The 19,528-nt window shown below is 38.0% G+C and carries 16 protein-coding genes; 12 read left to right on the forward strand and 4 right to left on the reverse strand.

What is annotated here, in order from left to right:
• Nucleotides 1-3: 3 nt before the first annotated feature.
• Nucleotides 4-480: a tRNA (adenosine(37)-N6)-threonylcarbamoyltransferase complex ATPase subunit type 1 TsaE gene (gene tsaE, locus O1Q81_RS05525; RefSeq protein WP_386696425.1), complete on the reverse strand. Its 477-nt coding sequence runs from the start codon at nt 478-480 to the stop codon at nt 4-6.
• 184 nt (nt 481-664) lie between these two features.
• Nucleotides 665-1,135, reverse strand: coding sequence for a LexA family protein (locus O1Q81_RS05530; RefSeq protein ID WP_386685750.1), 471 nt, complete (start codon nt 1,133-1,135; stop codon nt 665-667).
• A gap of 252 nt (nt 1,136-1,387) precedes the next feature.
• On the opposite strand from O1Q81_RS05530, the gene sstT reads away from it, so the two are divergent.
• Complete coding sequence (sstT, locus tag O1Q81_RS05535) at nt 1,388-2,614, forward strand: serine/threonine transporter SstT (protein WP_386696427.1); 1,227 nt, start codon at nt 1,388-1,390, stop codon at nt 2,612-2,614.
• A gap of 118 nt (nt 2,615-2,732) precedes the next feature.
• Here the strand turns inward: sstT and lysS are convergent, their stop codons facing one another.
• Both lysS and prfB read right to left on the reverse strand, forming a co-directional pair.
• The gene (lysS, locus tag O1Q81_RS05540) at nt 2,733-4,241 is read right to left on the reverse strand and encodes a lysine--tRNA ligase (RefSeq protein ID WP_386693648.1); all 1,509 of its coding nucleotides are present in this window, start codon (nt 4,239-4,241) and stop codon (nt 2,733-2,735) included.
• Nucleotides 4,242-4,267: 26 nt separating this feature from the next.
• Nucleotides 4,268-5,366 (reverse strand): peptide chain release factor 2 gene (gene prfB, locus O1Q81_RS05545; protein WP_386693651.1). Its coding sequence is split into 2 segments (ribosomal slippage): nt 4,268-5,290 and nt 5,292-5,366, totalling 1,098 coding nucleotides; the frame shifts between segments, so codons are not numbered across the junction.
• 161 nt (nt 5,367-5,527) lie between these two features.
• Between prfB and dsbC the strand changes: the two genes are divergently transcribed.
• The 11 genes from dsbC (at nt 5,528) to aceE (ending at nt 19,416) form a co-directional block, all read left to right on the forward strand.
• Nucleotides 5,528-6,217 carry a bifunctional protein-disulfide isomerase/oxidoreductase DsbC gene (gene dsbC, locus O1Q81_RS05550; protein WP_386693200.1) on the forward strand — a complete coding sequence of 230 codons (690 nt, stop codon included), beginning with the start codon at nt 5,528-5,530 and terminating at the stop codon, nt 6,215-6,217.
• 68 nt (nt 6,218-6,285) lie between these two features.
• A complete protein-coding gene (gene recJ, locus O1Q81_RS05555; RefSeq protein ID WP_386696429.1) occupies nt 6,286-8,010 on the forward strand; it encodes a single-stranded-DNA-specific exonuclease RecJ in 1,725 nt (574 codons plus the stop codon).
• A gap of 4 nt (nt 8,011-8,014) precedes the next feature.
• Nucleotides 8,015-8,716: a thiol:disulfide interchange protein DsbA/DsbL gene (locus O1Q81_RS05560; protein WP_386696431.1), complete on the forward strand. Its 702-nt coding sequence runs from the start codon at nt 8,015-8,017 to the stop codon at nt 8,714-8,716.
• On the forward strand, nt 8,717-9,406 hold the full coding sequence (locus O1Q81_RS05565) for a 5'-methylthioadenosine/adenosylhomocysteine nucleosidase (RefSeq protein WP_386693656.1): 690 nt from the start codon (nt 8,717-8,719) through the stop codon (nt 9,404-9,406).
• Nucleotides 9,407-9,420: 14 nt separating this feature from the next.
• The gene (gene metC, locus O1Q81_RS05570) at nt 9,421-10,611 is read left to right on the forward strand and encodes a cystathionine beta-lyase (protein ID WP_386696433.1); all 1,191 of its coding nucleotides are present in this window, start codon (nt 9,421-9,423) and stop codon (nt 10,609-10,611) included.
• Between the two features lie 186 nt (nt 10,612-10,797).
• Nucleotides 10,798-11,055, forward strand: a complete 258-nt coding sequence (gene ptsH, locus O1Q81_RS05575; RefSeq protein ID WP_386685767.1) for a phosphocarrier protein Hpr — start codon at nt 10,798-10,800, stop codon at nt 11,053-11,055.
• Nucleotides 11,056-11,160: 105 nt separating this feature from the next.
• Entirely contained in the window at nt 11,161-12,888 is a 1,728-nt protein-coding gene (ptsI, locus tag O1Q81_RS05580; protein ID WP_386685769.1) for a phosphoenolpyruvate-protein phosphotransferase PtsI, read from the forward strand.
• A gap of 68 nt (nt 12,889-12,956) precedes the next feature.
• Nucleotides 12,957-13,457 carry a PTS glucose transporter subunit IIA gene (gene crr, locus O1Q81_RS05585; RefSeq protein ID WP_386685772.1) on the forward strand — a complete coding sequence of 167 codons (501 nt, stop codon included), beginning with the start codon at nt 12,957-12,959 and terminating at the stop codon, nt 13,455-13,457.
• Between the two features lie 220 nt (nt 13,458-13,677).
• Nucleotides 13,678-15,273, forward strand: a complete 1,596-nt coding sequence (locus tag O1Q81_RS05590) for an L-lactate permease (protein WP_386685774.1) — start codon at nt 13,678-13,680, stop codon at nt 15,271-15,273.
• 33 nt (nt 15,274-15,306) lie between these two features.
• Complete coding sequence (gene lldD, locus O1Q81_RS05595; protein WP_386685777.1) at nt 15,307-16,470, forward strand: FMN-dependent L-lactate dehydrogenase LldD; 1,164 nt, start codon at nt 15,307-15,309, stop codon at nt 16,468-16,470.
• Nucleotides 16,471-16,758: 288 nt separating this feature from the next.
• Complete coding sequence (aceE, locus tag O1Q81_RS05600; protein WP_386685780.1) at nt 16,759-19,416, forward strand: pyruvate dehydrogenase (acetyl-transferring), homodimeric type; 2,658 nt, start codon at nt 16,759-16,761, stop codon at nt 19,414-19,416.
• The last annotated feature ends 112 nt before the right edge of the window (nt 19,417-19,528 follow it).

Consider the following 19,528-nt stretch of genomic DNA (forward strand, 5'->3'; position numbering starts at 1 on the left):
GTCTTATTGTAATTGTTTAATAATTTCTGATCCAAGCGAGCTGTTAGCTATTAATTCAATATTTCGAGCGTTATTATCATAGCTCATATTAATCAATAAATCTGCTGAATTTAATATGCCTTCGCCTTTTTCTGCCCATTCAATTAAACAAATAGAATGGGGGGTAAAATAATCCCGAATCCCCATAAATTCCAGTTCTTCAGGATCATTAAGGCGGTACAGATCAAAATGATAAATGTGTCGGTCTGCCAAATGATATTCTTCGACTAAAGTATAGGTTGGGCTTTTTACATTGCCTTGGTGTCCTAAACCTTGAATCATACCACGGCTTAAAGTCGTTTTTCCTGCCCCTAAATCACCGTTTAAATAGATAATAAATCCATTTTTATCGGTGATATTGTAAATTAATTTAACTAATTTTTCGCCAAATTGGCAAGTGGCTTGTTCATTAGCAAGATGTTGGCAGTATGTTGTATTCATTATTATGGTTTAATTGATTTGTTACAAAAATGGTGAAAATTATACCGCACTTTGAGAATATTTACAGTAAAATCTATTTGCTGGCTTGCGATAAGCTCATTGTTGTGAGCCTAGATATGAAAAGCAATAACCACTAGATATGGAAAATCTTTAATGGCTATAGCTTTATTGTATTATAGTTGTATTATGCTGCGAATTTTATTGTATCTTTACGCGGTTTTATTTGATGAATGGTATTTGTTACCGTTCCAATAATGGGTAATTCTCCCCAATTATGGGTCTTAATATGATGAGCTTTTGAACTCAATGGAAAGAAAATAAATTCACCATTATTGTGATTTACAAATTCATACACTTCCATCTGTTGTTCAATTTCGAGAACAATTAAATCCCCCAAAGATAAACTATCATTCTTTTCTACAACTAACATATCATTTTGCTCAATTCCCCAAGCCAACATATCTGGATTAGTGACACGAATAAAACAAGTTTGCTGTGGGCGTTTAATGCAATATAAATTAAGATCGAGTTTTCGACTATAATTTTTCGTCATAGCTTGTCGATCTTCAAAATATGGAATCGGATGGTAAGAAAAATCATTGGCGATCATAGCATTTGTATTGTTGTAGTGAGCATTGTTGATAGCGTTATTCATAATAATTACCCTGTAAAAATTTAAACTTGTTTTTTTGAACAGGTGTATGTTACTGTATTTCAGAACAGTTGGTCAAGTGGAAATTTAGATTTTTTTTAAATTTTCATATAAATTTTTATAAAAAGGCAGAATCTTATATTTTTATTATTTCTTTTGAGTTAAATTTCAGCTATCTTTAATTCCCCTATTGGATCGTTAAGATCTGTGTGATTAACCCGCAAGCAAACGCTTGCATAATTTTGTGATTTACTTATGAATAGTTCACGTTTATTTTCATTATTATTCCAAGGAAGTTTAGTAAAACGAATTTCTATTGGTTTAGTTCTCGGTATTTTGCTTGCCGTGATTTCACCTGAATTGGCAGCTAAATTCGGCGTATTAGGAACAATTTTTGTTAAAGCATTGCGTGCTGTTGCACCTATTCTTGTGTTTGTATTAGTGGTTTCTGCTATTGCAAATCGTCAAGTAGGCTCAAAAAGCAATATGAAATCTATTATTTATCTTTATATTTTGGGGACGTTTTTAGCTGCGGTAACAGCCGTTATTGCAAGTTTTATGTTCCCTTTAACGATCCCTCTGCGTGCTGTAGCAAATGAATTAAGCCCTCCAGGATCGATTAGTGAAGTATTAACTACCGTAGTGTTAAATATCTTTGATAATCCTATTGCGGCTTTATCGAATGCTAATTTTATTGGTATTTTAGCTTGGGCGATTGCACTAGGTTTAGTATTGCGTCATGCTTCTGAAAGTACCAAAAATGTATTTAATGATATTTCCGAAGCGGTATCTAAAATTGTGCATTTAGTTATTGGATTGGCTCCATTTGGGGTATTCGGATTAGTGACAGAAACCTTGGGTGATAAAGGCTTATCTGCTTTAGGTAACTATGTTTATTTACTTGTCGTATTATTAGGCTCAATGTTCTTCGTTGCTTTCGTGATGAATCCTATTATTGTGTATTGGAAAATTCGCCGTAACCCATATCCATTAGTATGGGAATGTGTACGAGTAAGTGGTCTAACAGCTTTCTTTACCCGTAGTTCTGCTGCGAATATACCTGTGAATATGGAATTAGCGAAACGCTTAAGTCTTGATGAAGAAACCTATTCAGTATCGATTCCGTTAGGGGCGACCATTAATATGGGTGGTGCTGCCATTACTATTACCATTTTAACCTTAGCAGCAGTGAATACCTTAGGTATTCAAGTTTCTATTCCTTCGGCAATTTTGTTAAGCCTTGTTTCTGCTATTTGTGCTTGTGGAGCATCTGGTGTGGCTGGCGGTTCTTTATTATTAATTCCGTTAGCTTGTAGCTTATTTGGTATTTCTGCGGATATTGCTGCTCAAGTGATTGCAGTAGGCTTTATTATTGGTGTATTGCAAGATTCTGCCGAAACGGCATTAAATTCATCAACTGATGTACTTTTTACGGCGGCAGTTTGTCAAGCTGAAGATCTCAAAGAGCAAAAATCAGCATAATTGATGTTATTAGCGTAGTTATTATAGCGTAGGTGTGTTTGTCTAGGCTAAAATAAGCGAAAAAAAACCGCACTTTGATTTATTTTAAAGTGCGGTTAAATTTTACCTTTTTTTCAGATTATTTCTGCTTCATCGCTGGGAATAGAATCACATCACGAATCGATGCTGCGTTAGCAAATAGCATAGCCAAACGGTCAATACCTAATCCCTCACCTGCCGTTGGTGGTAAACCGTGTTCAAGGGCAACCACGAAGTCATCATCTTTAAACATCGCTTCATCATCACCTGCATCTTTCGCTGCAACTTGGGCATCAAAGCGTTCCGCTTGATCTTCCGCATCGTTAAGTTCGGAGAAGCCATTACCAATTTCACGACCACCAATAAAGAGTTCAAAACGATCGGTCACTTCAGGATTGTCATCATTACGGCGTGCCAATGGTGAGATTTCCGCTGGGTGAGCCATTAAGAATGTTGGCTGAATTAAGTGATGTTCTGCCACTTCTTCAAAAATCGCATTAACGATAGAACCTAAGCCCCAAGATTTTTGTACTTCAATACCCAGTTTTTTGGCAACAGCTTTAGCACGATCGAGATCATAAAGATCGTCTTTTACAATGCCTTTATCCGCACCGTATTTAAGCACTGCATCGTGCATGGTAATACGCTCAAATGGCTTGCCGAAATCAAATTCGTATTCGCCGTAAGGCACAATCGTCGTACCCAGAATATCAAGGGCTAATTTGCGTAGCAATTCTTCGGTGTTATCCATTAAATCGTGATAGTCTGCGTATGCTTGATAATATTCAATCATGGTAAATTCAGGGTTATGCCGCACAGAAACGCCCTCATTACGGAAGTTACGGTTCAATTCAAACACCCGTTCAAAACCGCCCACTACTAAGCGTTTTAAATACAACTCAGGGGCAATACGCAAGTACATATCAATGTCTAAGGCATTGTGATGGGTTACAAATGGACGTGCTGCCGCACCGCCAGGGATCACTTGCAACATTGGGGTTTCCACTTCAATAAAGCCTTTACTCAGGAAAAATTCACGCATACCTGAAATGACTTTAGAACGAATAATAAACGTGCGGCGAGAATCTTCGTTCGCAATTAAATCTAAATAACGTTGACGATAGCGGATTTCTTGATCGCTCAAACCATGGAATTTATCGGGTAATGGACGTAATGCCTTGGTTAATAATTGCACTTCATGGGCTTTAACGGTTAATTCATTGGTTTTGGTTTTAAATAATGTCCCTTTTACACCGACAATATCGCCTAAATCCCAATGTCCTACATCCTCTTTGTAAACACCTTCGGGTAAATTATCACGTGATACATAAAGCTGAATTTTGCCGCTCATATCTTGCAAGGTGATAAATGTTGCTTTGCCCATTGCACGGCGAGTCATAATACGACCTGCTACGGCAACTTGAATGTCTTCCGCTTTTAATGCTTCGCCATCTGTACTATCGTGTTTATCATGTAAATCTTGTGCTAACGCATCACGGCGGAATGTGTTAGGGAACGCATTGCCTTTTGCTCGTAATGCTTTTAATTTCTCACGACGGACTGCCATTTCACCATGAAAATCCAGTTCTGTTGTTTGTTGTTCTGACATATTGGTACCTTTCTAATAATTAAAATTTATAAGCCAGCCTTTAGGCTTGCTTCAATAAAACGATCTAAATCGCCGTCAAGCACCGCTTGGGTATTGCGATTTTCCACGCCAGTGCGTAAATCTTTAATCCGACTATCATCTAATACATAGGAACGAATCTGACTGCCCCAGCCAATGTCGGATTTGCTTTCTTCTAAGGCTTGTTTATCAGCATTTTTCTTCATCATTTCCATTTCATACAGCTTGGCTTTGAGCTGTTTCATACATTGATCTTTGTTTTTGTGTTGCGAACGGTCGTTTTGACATTGCACCACAATACCGCTTGGAATATGGGTAATTCGCACCGCACTTTCGGTTTTATTCACGTGCTGACCACCTGCTCCCGAGGCACGATACACATCAATGCGTAAATCCGCTGGATTGATGTCAATATCAATATCATCATCAATTTCAGGGTAGATAAAGGCAGCCGCAAAAGAGGTATGACGGCGATTATTGCTATCAAACGGGCTTTTGCGTACTAAACGGTGAATCCCTGTTTCGGTGCGAAGCCAACCAAAGGCATATTCACCTGATACTTTAATAGTCGCTGATTTCAGACCTGCCACATCACCATCGGAAACTTCCATTAATTCGGTCTTAAAGCCTTTCGATTCCGCCCAACGTAAATACATTCGTAATAGCATTTCTGTCCAGTCTTGTGCTTCTGTTCCACCTGAACCTGCTTGTAAATCTACATAGCAATCACAAGCATCATGTTGACCGCTGAACATACGTTGAAATTCAAGTTTAGCTAACTGTTGTTCTAATTCATCAAGTTCTGCAACGGCTTCATTAAAGGTTTGTTCATCTTCGCCCTCAATCGCTAATTCAAGCAAACCGTCCACGTCTTCTAAGCCTTGATCGAGTTTTTTAATGGTATTGACCACTAATTCAAGGGCAGATCGTTCTTTGCCTAAGGCTTGGGCTTTTTCAGGTTCATTCCAGACTTCAGGCTGTTCCAATTCGGCATTGACTTCTTCTAAACGTTCGACTTTGGTGGCAAAGTCAAAGATACCCCCGAAGGACGTTAGTACGCTCGGCGAGATCGGTAATTTTATTTTTTATTGGGTTAATTTCAAACATAACATGATTTCTTAAATTCTGTGAGCCGTGAATTATAGTCTATTTACCAGCAGTTGTGTAGTGTTTGGGTGAAATCTGTTATTGGTTAAATAGTTAAATTCAACGGAAAGTTATGCTAAACTAGCAAACCAGTTTTTTGATTATGATGATGGACAGTAAAAATGTACAAATTTTTCACCGCAGTTTTTCTCGCATTGTTCGCCTTTTATGCTATGGCTGATGATAAAGCGATTATTGCTAAGTTAACTAAAATGGGTATGCAACAGGTTGAAGTTAAAGATTCGCCGATTCAAGGGTTAAAAACCGCTAATACAGAAGAAGGTATTTTGTATGTGAGTGATGATGCAAAATATGTTTTGCACGGTAAATTATATGAATTAACTGATAAAGGTCCTGTAGATGTTGCAGCGAAGTCCTTGATGACTACCTTAGAAAATTATAAAAATGAAATGATTGTTTACCCTGCAAAAAATGAAAAGCATGTAGTAACCATATTTATGGATATTAGCTGTTATTATTGCCATAAATTACACGAACAGATCAAAGACTATAACGAACAAGGGATAACTGTACGTTATTTAGCTTTTCCTCGTCGTGGGGTGGCGAGTAATGATCAAACTGCTCAACAAATGGAAGCGATTTTTACTGCTCAAGATAAAGTTCAAGCGTTAAATGATGCGGAGCAAGGTAATTTACCAAAACACTTGAAAGCACCGAATATTGTGGCAAAACATTATAAATTAGGTGTGGCATTTGGAGTACAAGGTACGCCAGCAATTTTGACTGAAAATGGTGAAATTATTGGCGGTTATTTGGATCCGAAAGCATTGCTAGCTGAATTAAATAAATAAGCAATAACGATTAGGGTGCAACGTATGAATGCACCCTACAATGATTAATTAATAATAACAATATTCCCGTGAATAAAATCATTCAAAGAAGATCCATACCAATAGGTTCGCCTGTTTGTGATAACCCTTTATTAGATCGTTTATATCGTTCTCGTCATATTCAAAATTCACAACAATTAGACCGCACTTTGTCGTCCATGTTATCACCGCATTTATTATTAGGCATGCAAACTGCGGTGCAATTATTGGCAGATTCTCGAGATAAAAAAATTGTGATTGTTGGGGATTTTGATGCGGACGGTGCAACTAGTACGGCTTTAGCGGTAACGGCATTACGTCAGTTAGGCTTTACCGATGTGAATTATTTGATCCCGAACCGTTTTGAACAGGGCTATGGTTTGAGTGTATCTATTGCCGAAATGGCACTAGCACAAGGGGTTGAGGTGTTGATTACGGTGGATAACGGTATTTCTTCCTTAGAGGGCGTGGATTATTTGAAACAAAATTCGGTACGTGTAGTGATTACCGATCACCATTTGCCCGCTGAACAATTACCGAATGCAGATGCCATTGTAAACCCTAATTTAGTCGGCTGTGATTTTCCGTCTAAAGCGTTGGCTGGTGTGGGTGTAACCTTTTATGTGATGTTGGCATTACGGGCTAAATTACGTGAAATGGGCGTATTTGATAGTCAAACCCAACCGAATTTTACCGATTTATTGGATTTGGTCGCTTTAGGAACGATTGCGGATGTGGTGCCGTTAGATCAAAATAACCGAATTTTGGCTTATCAAGGATTGTTACGTATTCGAGCCGAGCATTGTTGTTGCGGTATTCGAGCTTTGGTGGAAGTCGCAAATAAAAATATTCATCAATTAACTGCCAGTGATTTGGGTTTTTCCATTGCCCCGCGTCTGAATGCAGCGGGTCGCTTGGATAATATGTCGATTGGAGTGGAACTGTTGCTGACAGAAACCATGGAGCAGGCGAGAGCGTTAGCTTTAGAATTAGATGAATTAAACCAAACACGTAAAGAAATTGAGCAAGGCATGAAATTAGAAGCCCTAGAAATTTGCCGAAAATTGACCGCACTTAATCGTGAGCAACAATTACCATTGGGGGTAGCACTTTATCAATCAGATTGGCATCAGGGCGTATTAGGGATTGTCGCTTCTCGTATTAAAGATCAGTTTCACCGTCCGATTGTGGCATTTGCTCAAGATGGTGATGCGGTGCTGAAAGGTTCTGCTCGTTCGGTGGAGGGTTTGCATATACGAGATTTATTGGAACGTGTGCATCAACGTCATCCAGAGATGATTTTAAAATTTGGTGGTCATGCTATGGCAGCAGGATTAAGTATTCGGGCGGAATTATTTGAACAATTTCAACGCAGTTTTAATGATGTGGTAACTGAGTGCTTAGGCAATGATGAACTGCAAGGCATGTTGTGGACGGACGGCGAATTATCTGCTCCATTATTAACCATTCAAACCGCCGAAATGTTAAAACAGGCAGGACCTTGGGGACAATCTTTTCCTGAACCCGTATTTGACGGCGAATTTAAAATTTTACAACAACGTTTAGTGGGCGAACGCCATTTAAAAATGTTATTAGAGCCTAAACAGGGCGGACAACTGATTGATGCCATTGCTTTTAATGTAGATACTCGTTATTATCCTGATAAGTCAATTAAACAGGCGAGATTAGTATATAAACTAGATATTAATGAATTTCGTGGTAATCGTAATATTCAATTATTAGTGGATTATATTGAACCAGTAATGTTAGTGTAACCTTATGAAATATTTATCTATATTGTTTTTGTTGTTATTGAGTAGTATGACTTGGGCGGATAATCAATCGGCAGCGAGAGAAAGTGAACAACAAAATGATACAGCCGAAATAACTGTACAAGAAAATGAACAACCATTTCAAGATGGTAAGGATTATTTTTCATACAGCACACCAGTGAATATGCAGTTAGAAAAAGGTCGGGTACTCATTCAATCTTTTTTTGATTACGATTGCCGAACCTGTGTTAATGTGCAAGATATTTTGGTGCTTTATCAAGAGCTTAATTCAGATAAAGTGAGCTATGAAGAATATCCGATTGCTACTGCAAATGCACATTATTCTGCTCAGGTGTTTTACAGCCTAAAACAAATGGAACGTGATGATGTTTCCGATTTGCTTTTGTTTGAAACCATTGATGCAACGCGTTATTTAGAATTAGCTAAATTAGAAAATTTATTGACTTGGTTACAACAAAATAAAGTAGATGAAAAACAATTTGATAGGATTTTTTATGCTAATTCAACAACAAAATTAGTCAATTCTGCGATTGCTCGAACGGAAAAATATGGAGTGTTTACCTATCCCTTTGTGGTGATAAACGGTAAATATGTATTAACCATTAGCACGCTTTATAATGATGATTACACTTTTGCGGTGTTAGATTATTTAGTGAATAAATTAATCATGGAACAACAAGATAAATAAATGAAAATTGGTATTGTCGGTGCAATGGCACAAGAAGTGGAAATTCTGTTAGGGTTAATGACAGAAAAAACAGAAACCAAAGTCGCAAGTGCGGTGATTTTTGAAGGAAAAATTGCTGATAAAGCGGTAGTGTTGGTGCAATCTGGTATTGGCAAAGTGGCTGCTGCAATAGCGACAACTGCCTTGTTACAACTGGCAAAACCTGATGTAGTGATCAACACGGGATCGGCAGGTGGCGTTGCTCAGGGGTTAAAAGTTGGGGATATTGTGATTTCCACCGAAACAGCCTATCACGATGCAGATGTGACGGCATTTGGTTATGTCAAAGGGCAATTACCAGCTTGTCCGCCGACTTTTATTTCTGATGAGAAATTGACCGCACTTGCAGAAAAAATTGCTCAACAGCAGGGAAATAGCGTAAAACGTGGGCTAATTTGCTCGGGAGATAGTTTTATTGCTGGGGGCGAACCATTACAAAAAATTAAATCAGATTTCCCGCAGGTTGTTGCAGTAGAAATGGAAGCCACCGCGATAGCTCAAGTTTGCCATAGTTTTGCAGTGCCTTTTGTGGTGGTGCGAGCCATTTCTGATGCAGGTGATGGGCAAGCCAGTATATCTTTTGAGGAATTTTTACCTTTAGCTGCAAAAATATCATCACAAATGGTGTTAGGCATGTTGGCTGAATTATAATTAAGGAAGATAATATGACAAAAGAATATTCATTAGCCACAAAATTAGTACATTCAGGACGAAATAAACGGGTTACGCAAGGTGCTGTGAATCCTGTTATTCAACGGGCATCTTCTCTAGTTTTTGATACTCTTGCCGACAAAAAACAAGCGACTATTAATCGTGCTAAACAGGCGTTATTTTATGGTCGTCGTGGTACATTGACCCATTTTGCTTTGCAAGATTTGATGTGTGAAATGGAAGGTGGGGCAGGTTGTTATCTTTATCCTTGTGGAGCAGCGGCTATTACCAATAGTATTTTAGCCTTTGTAAAAACTGGTGACCATATTCTGATGTCGGGAGCAGCCTATGAACCGAGTCAAGATTTTTGTCATCAAATTCTGAACAAAATAGGGGTTGAAACGACATTTTATGATCCAATCTGCGGTGCAAAAATTGCTGATTTAATGCGTCCGAATACTAGCGTAGTTTTTCTTGAAACACCAAGTTCATTGACAATGGAAGTGCCAGATGTGCCATCTATTGTACAAGCAGTGAGAACGGTGAATCCTGATGTGGTGATTATGCTAGATAATACATGGGGCGGTGGGATTCTATTTAAAGCCCTTGAGCATGGAGTGGACATTTCTATTCAAGCGGGTACTAAATATCTTGTTGGACATTCGGATGTGATGATCGGTACTGCTGTAGCAAATGCCCGTTGTTGGGATCAGTTGCGTGAAAATTCCTATTTAATGGGACAAATGGTGGATGCTGATAGTGCTTATACGACAGCACGTGGAATTCGTTCGTTGGCAGTGCGTTTTAAACAGCACGAAGAAAGTAGTATCAAAATAGCAAAATGGTTGGCGGAACAACCTGAAGTGAAAGCAGTATATCACCCAGCCTTACCAAGTTGTTTGGGATACGAATTTTTTAAACGTGATTTTACGGGATCAGCAGGTTTATTTTCTTTTGAATTAAAGCAAAAATTAAACGCTCAACAGTTGTCTGCCTTTATGGATCATTTTGAACTATTTACCATGGCGTATTCTTGGGGTGGATTCGAAAGTTTAATTTTATATAATCAGCCTGAAGATATTGCGAAAATTCGTCCAAATATTGACCGCACTTTATCGGGAACGTTAATTCGTTTGCATATTGGTTTTGAAGCGGTGGATGAACTTATCTCAGATTTAAGAGCTGGATTGGATCGATTACAATAAAGATAAAGTTAATAATCTGTTAAGTGGTGATTATTAATTAGTCAATTTTCTGACTATTTTTGGATTTTTGTGAATTTTAACGTGATCCAATTGCATTAATCGCTTAGAATAAGGTATTGATTATTAAAATTACGTAATAATAGTGTAAGATTTCATTTAAATAAATCAAAAAAAGAGGAAACATCCATGTACTCAAAAGACGTTGAAATTACCGCTCCAAGCGGTTTACACACACGCCCAGCTGCACAATTTGTAAAAGAAGCAAAAGGGTTTGGTTCTGATATTACTGTTACTTCTGCAGGTAAAAGTGCAAGTGCGAAAAGTTTATTTAAATTGCAAACCTTAGGCTTAACCCAAGGTACAGTAATTACTATTTCTGCTGAAGGTGAAGATGAACAAGCTGCTGTAGAGCATTTAGTTGCATTAATACCTACTTTAGAATAATTTTTGTTTAGCCATATACATTTTTATCAAGGTATTTTGATAATAAAAATATAGTGTTATGGCTATAATTTCATTGTCGTTCCACTTCAGTCAAAGGGTAAATTTATGATTTCAGGAATTCCAGCCTCTCCAGGTATCGTTTTCGGTAAAGCTCTCGTTCTTAAAGAAGAAAAAATTGTGCTTGATATGCACAAAATTACAGATGAGCAAATTGATAATGAAATTGCTCGTTTTTATCAAGGACGTACCGCCGCAGTTGAGCAACTTAGTTCTATTCGTGATCGTGCATTCAAGTCGTTAGGTGAAGACAAGGCTGCAATCTTTGAAGGTCATTTAATGATTTTAGAAGATGAAGAATTAGAAGAAGAAATTATAGATTACCTGCGTTCTAATAAAGTGAACGCAGCAGTTGCTACAAGTAAAATTATCGATCAGCAAGTGACCATGTTATCTGAAATCGATGATGAATATTTAAAAGAACGTGCAGGCGATATTCGTGATATTGGTAATCGTTTGATTAAAAACATTCTAGGCATGAAAATTGTTGATTTAGGTGATATTAATGAAGAAGTGATTTTGGTTGCTTATGATTTAACTCCATCTGAAACAGCACAGTTAAATTTAGATAAAGTGTTAGGTTTTATTACCGATATTGGCGGTCGTACTTCACATACCTCAATTATGGCTCGTTCTTTGGAATTACCAGCGATTGTAGGGACAAATAATGTAACTGAATTAGTCAATACGGGTGATTTCTTAGTATTAGATGCAGTCAATAATCAAGTATTAGTCAATCCAACTCAAGCTGAAATAGATGCGTTAAAATCAGCACAAGAAAAATTAGCAGCTGAAAAAGCAGAGTTAGCTAAATTAAAAGATTTACCAGCTATGACATTAGACGGTCATCGTGTTGATGTGGTAGCAAATATTGGGACAATTCGTGATTGTGAAGGTGCCGATCGTAACGGTGCGGAAGGCGTTGGTTTGTATCGTACCGAATTCTTATTTATGGATCGTGATCAATTACCAAGTGAAGAAGAACAATTTATTGCTTATAAAGAAGTTGTTGAAGCAATGAATGGTCGTCTTGTGGTATTACGTACTATGGATATTGGTGGTGACAAAGAATTGCCATATATGAATTTACCAAAAGAAATGAATCCATTCTTAGGCTGGCGTGCGATTCGAATTGCCATGGAGCGTCGTGAAATTTTACATGCTCAATTACGTGCAGTGTTAAGAGCGTCTGCTTTTGGTAAATTAGCAATGATGTTCCCGATGATTATTTCTGTGGAAGAAATTCGTGAATTAAAATCCGTGATTGCAACGTTGAAACAAGAGCTACGCAATGAGGGTAAAGCCTTTGATGAAAATATTCAAATCGGCGTTATGGTGGAAACTCCATCAGCAGCAGTAAATGCAAAATTCTTAGCTAAAGAAGTAGATTTCTTTAGTATTGGTACGAACGACTTAACCCAATATACCTTAGCGGTTGACCGTGGTAATGAAATGATTTCTCATTTATATAACCCAATGTCGCCATCAGTATTAGGTTTAATTAAACAAGTGATCGATGCTTCACATGCCGAAGGTAAATGGACAGGAATGTGTGGTGAATTAGCAGGCGATGAACGTGCTACAATTTTATTGTTGGGTATGGGCTTAGACGAATTTAGTATGAGTGCTATTTCCGTTCCTGCTATTAAGAAAATTATTAGGAATGTCAATTATCAAGATGCCAAAGCACTAGCAGAAAAAGCATTGCAAGTGCCAACTGCGGTTGAAATTGAACAATTAGTCAACGATTTTTTGCAAGAAAATCAATTTAACTAGATACAACCCAAAAATTTTGCGTTAGAATACGCAAAATTTTTGTTCATATAGTAGGAGAGAGAATAAAAATGGGATTTTTTGATAAATTATTTGGTGCTAAAGAAAGTAAAGCTGTTGAAGTAGAAATCTATGCACCACTTTCAGGTGAAATTGTGAATATTGAAGATGTGCCAGATGTGGTTTTCTCTGAGAAAATTGTTGGTGACGGTATAGCAATTCGCCCAAATGGTAATAAAATTGTTGCACCTGTAGATGGCGTGATAGGCAAGATTTTTGAAACTAACCATGCTTTCTCAATGGAATCCAAAGAGGGAATTGAATTATTTGTTCACTTTGGTATTGATACCGTTGAATTAAAAGGTGAGGGTTTTACTCGTGTAGCAAAAGAAGGTCAAGAAGTCAAACGTGGTGACACAGTTATTGAATTTGATCTTGAATTATTAGAGCAAAAAGCAAAATCTATATTAACTCCAGTAGTTATTTCTAATATGGACGAAATCAGTAATATCAGTAAAAAAGTTGGTGATGTAGTTGCTGGTGAATCAGTTGTCCTTGTATTAAAAAAATAATTTTATAAAATCACTTTACTAAAGCCCGCAGTTTAGTTGCGGGTTTTTTTGTTGTTTTTTATTCAAAATATTAAATCTCATGAGGTTTCTGAACATATAATAAACATTTAGATTACAAAAATGTAACACAGATCACAAAATTGATACTTTCCTCTATTTTTATGTTGATAATTATTTACAATAAGTGGTCTGATTTGTTATATCTTAAAGAGGTTTTTTTATGGCGTTATTTTTAAGTATTTTTCCCATTGTGCTTTTAATTTATTTAATGGTTAAACGCAATCCTGTGCCATCTTATATTGCACTTCCTATTGTTGCAGTATTAGTTTATTTAATTAAAGTCTTCTATTTTGATGCCGATTTAGTGTTGGTGAATGCCAATGTTGTATCTGGTTATCTTTCTACTTTAGTGCCAATTACCGTTATTTTTGGTGCAATCCTTTTCCACCGAACATTGGAAGATTCAGGGGCGATTAATACCTTACGAAAATGGTTAGCCAATATTAACCCAAACCCAATTGCACAATTAATGATTATCGCATGGGCATTTGCCTTTATGCTTGAGGGTGCCAGTGGCTGGGGAACACCACCAGCGATTGCTGCACCAATCTTAATTGGACTTGGTTTTAAACCATTCCGTGTGGCTTGTTTAGCGTTGGCAATGAACTCTGTACCTGTATCTTTTGGTGCGGTAGGAACACCAACATGGTTTGGGCTTTCTCCCCTCAATTTACCTGCTGAACAGATTCTTGAAATTGGTGGAATGACTGCTTTAATGCACTCTGTTGCGGCGTTGGTTATTCCGATTATAGCTTTATTATTTGTAGTAGAATGGAAAGATGTCAAACGTAACATTGTTTTCGTTTACATTAGTATTCTTTCTTGTGTTGTGCCTTATGTACTATTAGCTCAGTTTAACTATGAATTCCCATCATTAGTGGGTGGTGCAATCGGTTTATTAATTTCAATTACGGTCGCAAATTTTGGTATTGGTTTAGCTAAAACGGAAGGTGCGGAACAGGCTGCTACGGTGACTAAAGCAGAAGTATTTAAAGCCTTATCTCCGACCTTATTGTTAATTACGCTTTTGATCATTACTCGTTTACCACAGTTACCATTTAATGCCATGATTCAAGATAAAACACCATGGATTAATGCTTCATGGGGTTATCTTGGTGATTTTGCGATTACCAAAGGCTTAGTTTTCTCATTAAGCAATATTTTTGGAACAGGGGTTTCAGATAACTATCGTTTGCTTTATGTGCCAGCCTTAATTCCGTTTGGTGTTGTTTCTTTGTTGACGTTTTTCATTTATCGTTTGAGTGTCAAATCCGTACATCAAATTGCTATGCGTAGTATTAAACAAGGTATTCGACCATTCTGGGCAATGTTTGGTGCCTTGGTGATGGTAAAATTAATGACCATGGGCGGTGATAATTCCATGGTGAAAATTATCGGTACGGGCTTTGCCAGTGTAGCAGGTGAGTCTTGGACTTATTTCTCCGCCTATTTAGGGGCTATCGGTGCATTTTTCTCAGGTTCAAATACCGTATCTAACTTGACCTTTGGTGGTGTACAAATATCTACCGCAGAATTAGCAGGCTTAAATGTTTCACTTATCTTAGCCTTACAATCTGTGGGTGGTGCCATGGGGAATATGATTTGTGTGAATAACATCATTGCGGTGAGTACCATTGTGAATTTGCAAAACCAAGAAGGTGAGATCTTGAAGAAAACGGCTATTCCTATGTTAATTTATGGTGTAATTGCGGCTATCGCAGCCACTTTTATAGTGCCAATATTCTATTCAATTTAATAAAAATAATAATTTTAAGAGAGGTAAAAAAATATGATTATTTCATCAGCAAATGACTATCGTGAAGCAGCAAGACGTAAAGTTCCCCCATTTATGTTCCATTATGCGGACGGCGGTTCTTATGCGGAACGTACATTAGAACGTAACGTAACGGATTTAGCTGATATTGCGTTAAGACAACGTGTATTAAAAGATATGTCAAATTTGGACACGGAAATTGAACTTTTTGGTGAAAAACTTTCCATGCCAGTGGCGTTAGCCCCAGTAGGTGCATTAGGTATGAATGCCCGTCGTGGAGAGGTGCAAGCGGCTCAAGCAGCAGATAATAAAGGGATTCCGTTTACTTTATCAACAGTTTCTATTTGTCCGATTGAAGAAGTAGCTCCAGCTATTAAACGCCCAATGTGGTTCCAACTTTATGTATTGAAAGATCGTGGCTTTATGAAAAATGCCTTGGAACGTGCTAAAGCAGCAGGTTGTTCAACACTGGTGTTTACTGTGGATATGCCAACCCCTGGGGCCCGTTATCGTGATATGCACTCAGGAATGAGTGGACCTTATAAAGAAATTCGTCGTATATTGCAAGGTATCACTCATCCATTTTGGGCATGGGACGTAGGGATCAATGGTAAACCTCATACCTTAGGCAATGTATCCACTTATATGGGTAAACCAATCAATTTAGATGATTACATCGGTTGGTTAACTCAAAACTTTGACCCGTCAATTTCTTGGAAAGATTTGGAATGGATTCGAGATTTCTGGGACGGTCCAATGGTGATTAAAGGGATCTTAGATCCAGAAGATGCAAAAGATGCAGTACGTTTTGGGGCTGACGGTATCGTGGTATCTAACCACGGTGGTCGCCAGTTGGACGGTGTGCTTTCTTCAGCCCGTGCCTTACCACCGATTGCTGATGCGGTTAAAGGAGATATTAAAATCCTTGCCGATTCAGGGATTCGTAATGGTTTAGATGTGGTGAGAATGATTGCCTTAGGGGCAGATGCCACTATGCTCGGACGTTCTTTTGTTTATGCACTTGGTGCGGCAGGTCGTGCTGGAGTAGAAAATATGTTAGATATTTTCAAAAAAGAAATGAAAGTTGCCATGACTTTAACCAGTAATCAGCGTATTAGTGATATTACATCGAATGCGTTGGTTGATTATCAGAAACTACTTACCGAAGTTGTTAAATAAGAAATCAGCAGTCTGAATCACCGCCTTTAGAGGCGGTGATTTTTATTACAAATGCAGTTAAAGTGCGGTCAATATTTTACTTATTTCGTGATATTTAGATTAAATAATGTTAAAATTTAGTGAAATATGACTATGCTTGATTAAAAAAATCTAATAAAATTTAAAAAATTTTTTAATTAGACGAGTATTCCTCATTATCTAAGCAAGAATTTTAAGATTCAGTTATCAACTCGCCGTTTAGCAATGGGCTAAACATAATTTTATTAACATCTAAATAAGGAAGAGACGATGTCAGAAATCGTGAAGAATGACGTAGATCCAATCGAAACACAAGATTGGCTATTGGCTATTGATTCAATTATTCGTGAAGAAGGGACAGAGCGTGCTCAGTTCATCGTTGAGCAAATTATGCAACACGCACGCAGCCAAGCCGTGCCTTTACCAGCTGGTGTAACAACAGCTTATGTAAATACCATTCCTGTATCTGAACAACCACCTTATCCAGGTAACAAAGATATTGAACGTCGTATTCGTTCTGCAGTACGTTGGAATGCCATTGCAATGGTATTACGTAGCCAGAAAAAAGATTTAGATTTAGGTGGTCATATTTCGACATTCCAATCTGCCGCGTCAATGTATGAAGTTTGTTATAACCATTTCTTTAAAGCTGCCACTGAAAAAGATGGTGGGGACTTAATTTTCTCTCAAGGTCATGCAGCACCAGGTATTTACGCTCGTGCGTTTGTGGAGGGGCGTTTAACCGAAGCACAAATGGATAACTTCCGTCAAGAAGCCTTTGTAGATGGTTTATCATCTTATCCTCACCCGAAACTTATGCCTGATTTTTGGCAGTTCTCAACAGTTTCAATGGGGTTAGGTCCTGTCAATGCTATTTATAGTGCTCGTTTCTTAAAATATCTCCATAACCGTAAGCTAAAAGATACTTCTAACCAGAAAGTCTATGCGTTTTTAGGCGATGGTGAAATGGACGAAATTGAGTCTAAAGGGGCAATTACTGTTGCGGCTCGTGAAAAATTAGATAACTTAATTTTTATAATTAGCTGTAATCTTCAACGTTTAGATGGTCCAGTTCATGGTAACGGTAAAATTGTACAAGAACTTGAGGGTTTATTCAGCGGTGCAGGCTGGGAAGTGATTAAAGTATTATGGGGTAGCGGTTGGGATAAATTATTCGCCAAAGATACTTCAGGCAAATTAACCCAATTAATGATGGAAGTGGTTGACGGTGACTACTTAACTTTCAAATCAAAAAATGGTGCTTATGTACGTGAACACTTCTTTGGTCGTTATCCTGAAACTGCTGCATTAGTGGCTGACTGGACAGATGATGAAATTTGGGCATTACGCCGTGGTGGTCACGATAGTGAAAAAATGTATGCTGCTTTTGAAAAAGCACAAAAATCTGATAAACCAGTGGTGATTTTATCTCACATGGTGAAAGGTTATAAAATCCCAGAAGCAGAAAGTAAAAATACCGCTCACCAGTCTAAAAAAATGTCATTAGACAGCCTTAAAGGTTTCCGTGATCATTTCCATTTACCATTAACCGATGAGCAAGTTGAAAAATTAGAATACATTAAATTTGCCGAAGATTCAGAAGAATACAACTATATTCATCATCATCGTAAAGCCTTAAATGGTTATGTGCCAGCTCGTCGTCAAAAATTTGATGTTGAATATAAAGTGCCTGCCTTGTCTGAATTCCAAGCATTGTTAGAGGAACAACCACGTGGCATTTCCACTACCATGGCATTTAGCCGTGTGTTAAACACCTTATTAAAAGACAAAAATATCGGCAAAACTATTGTGCCAATTATTGCAGACGAAGCTCGTACCTTTGGTATGGAGGGGTTATTCCGCCAAATCGGTATTTACAGCCCAGAAGGTCAAAACTATGTGCCATCAGATCGTGATTTAGTGGCTTACTATCGTGAAGCCACCGATGGTCAAGTATTACAAGAGGGTATTAACGAATTAGGTGCAACCGCCTCTTGGGTAGCTGCAGCGACCTCTTATTCTGTGAATAACTTACCGATGATTCCATTCTTTGTGTATTACTCCATGTTCGGTTTCCAACGTGTGGGCGATATGATGTGGTTAGCTGGCGACCAATTAGCCCGTGGCTTTATGATCGGCGGTACATCAGGTCGTACAACCTTAAACGGTGAGGGCTTACAACATGAAGATGGTCATAGCCATATTCAAGCGGGTGTGATTCCAAACTGTGTGACCTACGATCCTGCATTTGCTTTTGAAGTCGCCGTGATTATCCAAGACGGTATTAACCGTATGTATGGTGAAAAACAAGAAAACGTGTTCTATTACATCACCACCTTAAATGAAGTGACTGAACAACCAGCTATGCCAGCAGGTGCGGAAGAAGGTATTCGTAAAGGGTTATATAAATTTGAAACAGTACAAGGAAAAGGCAAAGGTCATGTTCAGTTGCTAAGTTCAGGTGCAATTATGCGTCACGTTCGTGCAGCGGCTCAAATCTTAGCCAATGACTATGGCGTAACAGCCGATGTGTTCAGTGCGCCATCATTCAATGAATTAGGTCGTGAGGGTGCCGATGCAGTACGTTGGAATTTATTACATCCAACTGAAACACCACGTGTACCTTATGTGGCTCAAGTGTTAGCCGATTTACCAACCGTAGCTTCTACTGACTATATGAAACTTTATGCAGAGCAAATTCGTGCTTATGTTCCAAGCAAGCATTATCACGTGTTAGGTACTGACGGTTTTGGTCGTTCAGATGGTCGTGAAAACTTGCGTGAACACTTTGAAGTGAACGAGTATTATGTAGTGGTCGCTGCATTAGCACAATTAGCCAAAGAAGGTACAGTTGAAGCGAAAGTGGTTGCACAAGCGATTGAGAAATACGGTTTAAAAACTGAACGTGTGAATCCGTTATACGCTTAATTAAATCATTATATTAATGTGGGAAAATATTTCCCACATTGATGAATTAATTAGAAATGGTTTTAAAGTGCGGTGAAAAAAGGGTAATTTTTTGAATTTTAGCCGCAAGCAC

The organism is Lonepinella sp. MS14436 (assembly GCF_042470565.1).
In the GTDB taxonomy this organism is placed as follows: domain Bacteria; phylum Pseudomonadota; class Gammaproteobacteria; order Enterobacterales; family Pasteurellaceae; genus Lonepinella.

What these genes read in the sequence shown, in the direction of transcription:
- tsaE (WP_386696425.1), bottom strand. Translation starts at nt 480, where the DNA reads ATGAATACAACATACTGCCAACATCTTGCTAATGAACAAGCCACTTGC.
- O1Q81_RS05530 (WP_386685750.1), bottom strand. Translation starts at nt 1,135, where the DNA reads ATGAATAACGCTATCAACAATGCTCACTACAACAATACAAATGCTATG.
- sstT (WP_386696427.1), top strand. Translation starts at nt 1,388, where the DNA reads ATGAATAGTTCACGTTTATTTTCATTATTATTCCAAGGAAGTTTAGTA.
- lysS (WP_386693648.1), bottom strand. Translation starts at nt 4,241, where the DNA reads ATGTCAGAACAACAAACAACAGAACTGGATTTTCATGGTGAAATGGCA.
- dsbC (WP_386693200.1), top strand. Translation starts at nt 5,528, where the DNA reads ATGTACAAATTTTTCACCGCAGTTTTTCTCGCATTGTTCGCCTTTTAT.
- O1Q81_RS05560 (WP_386696431.1), top strand. Translation starts at nt 8,015, where the DNA reads ATGAAATATTTATCTATATTGTTTTTGTTGTTATTGAGTAGTATGACT.
- O1Q81_RS05565 (WP_386693656.1), top strand. Translation starts at nt 8,717, where the DNA reads ATGAAAATTGGTATTGTCGGTGCAATGGCACAAGAAGTGGAAATTCTG.
- metC (WP_386696433.1), top strand. Translation starts at nt 9,421, where the DNA reads ATGACAAAAGAATATTCATTAGCCACAAAATTAGTACATTCAGGACGA.
- ptsH (WP_386685767.1), top strand. Translation starts at nt 10,798, where the DNA reads ATGTACTCAAAAGACGTTGAAATTACCGCTCCAAGCGGTTTACACACA.
- ptsI (WP_386685769.1), top strand. Translation starts at nt 11,161, where the DNA reads ATGATTTCAGGAATTCCAGCCTCTCCAGGTATCGTTTTCGGTAAAGCT.
- crr (WP_386685772.1), top strand. Translation starts at nt 12,957, where the DNA reads ATGGGATTTTTTGATAAATTATTTGGTGCTAAAGAAAGTAAAGCTGTT.
- O1Q81_RS05590 (WP_386685774.1), top strand. Translation starts at nt 13,678, where the DNA reads ATGGCGTTATTTTTAAGTATTTTTCCCATTGTGCTTTTAATTTATTTA.
- lldD (WP_386685777.1), top strand. Translation starts at nt 15,307, where the DNA reads ATGATTATTTCATCAGCAAATGACTATCGTGAAGCAGCAAGACGTAAA.
- aceE (WP_386685780.1), top strand. Translation starts at nt 16,759, where the DNA reads ATGTCAGAAATCGTGAAGAATGACGTAGATCCAATCGAAACACAAGAT.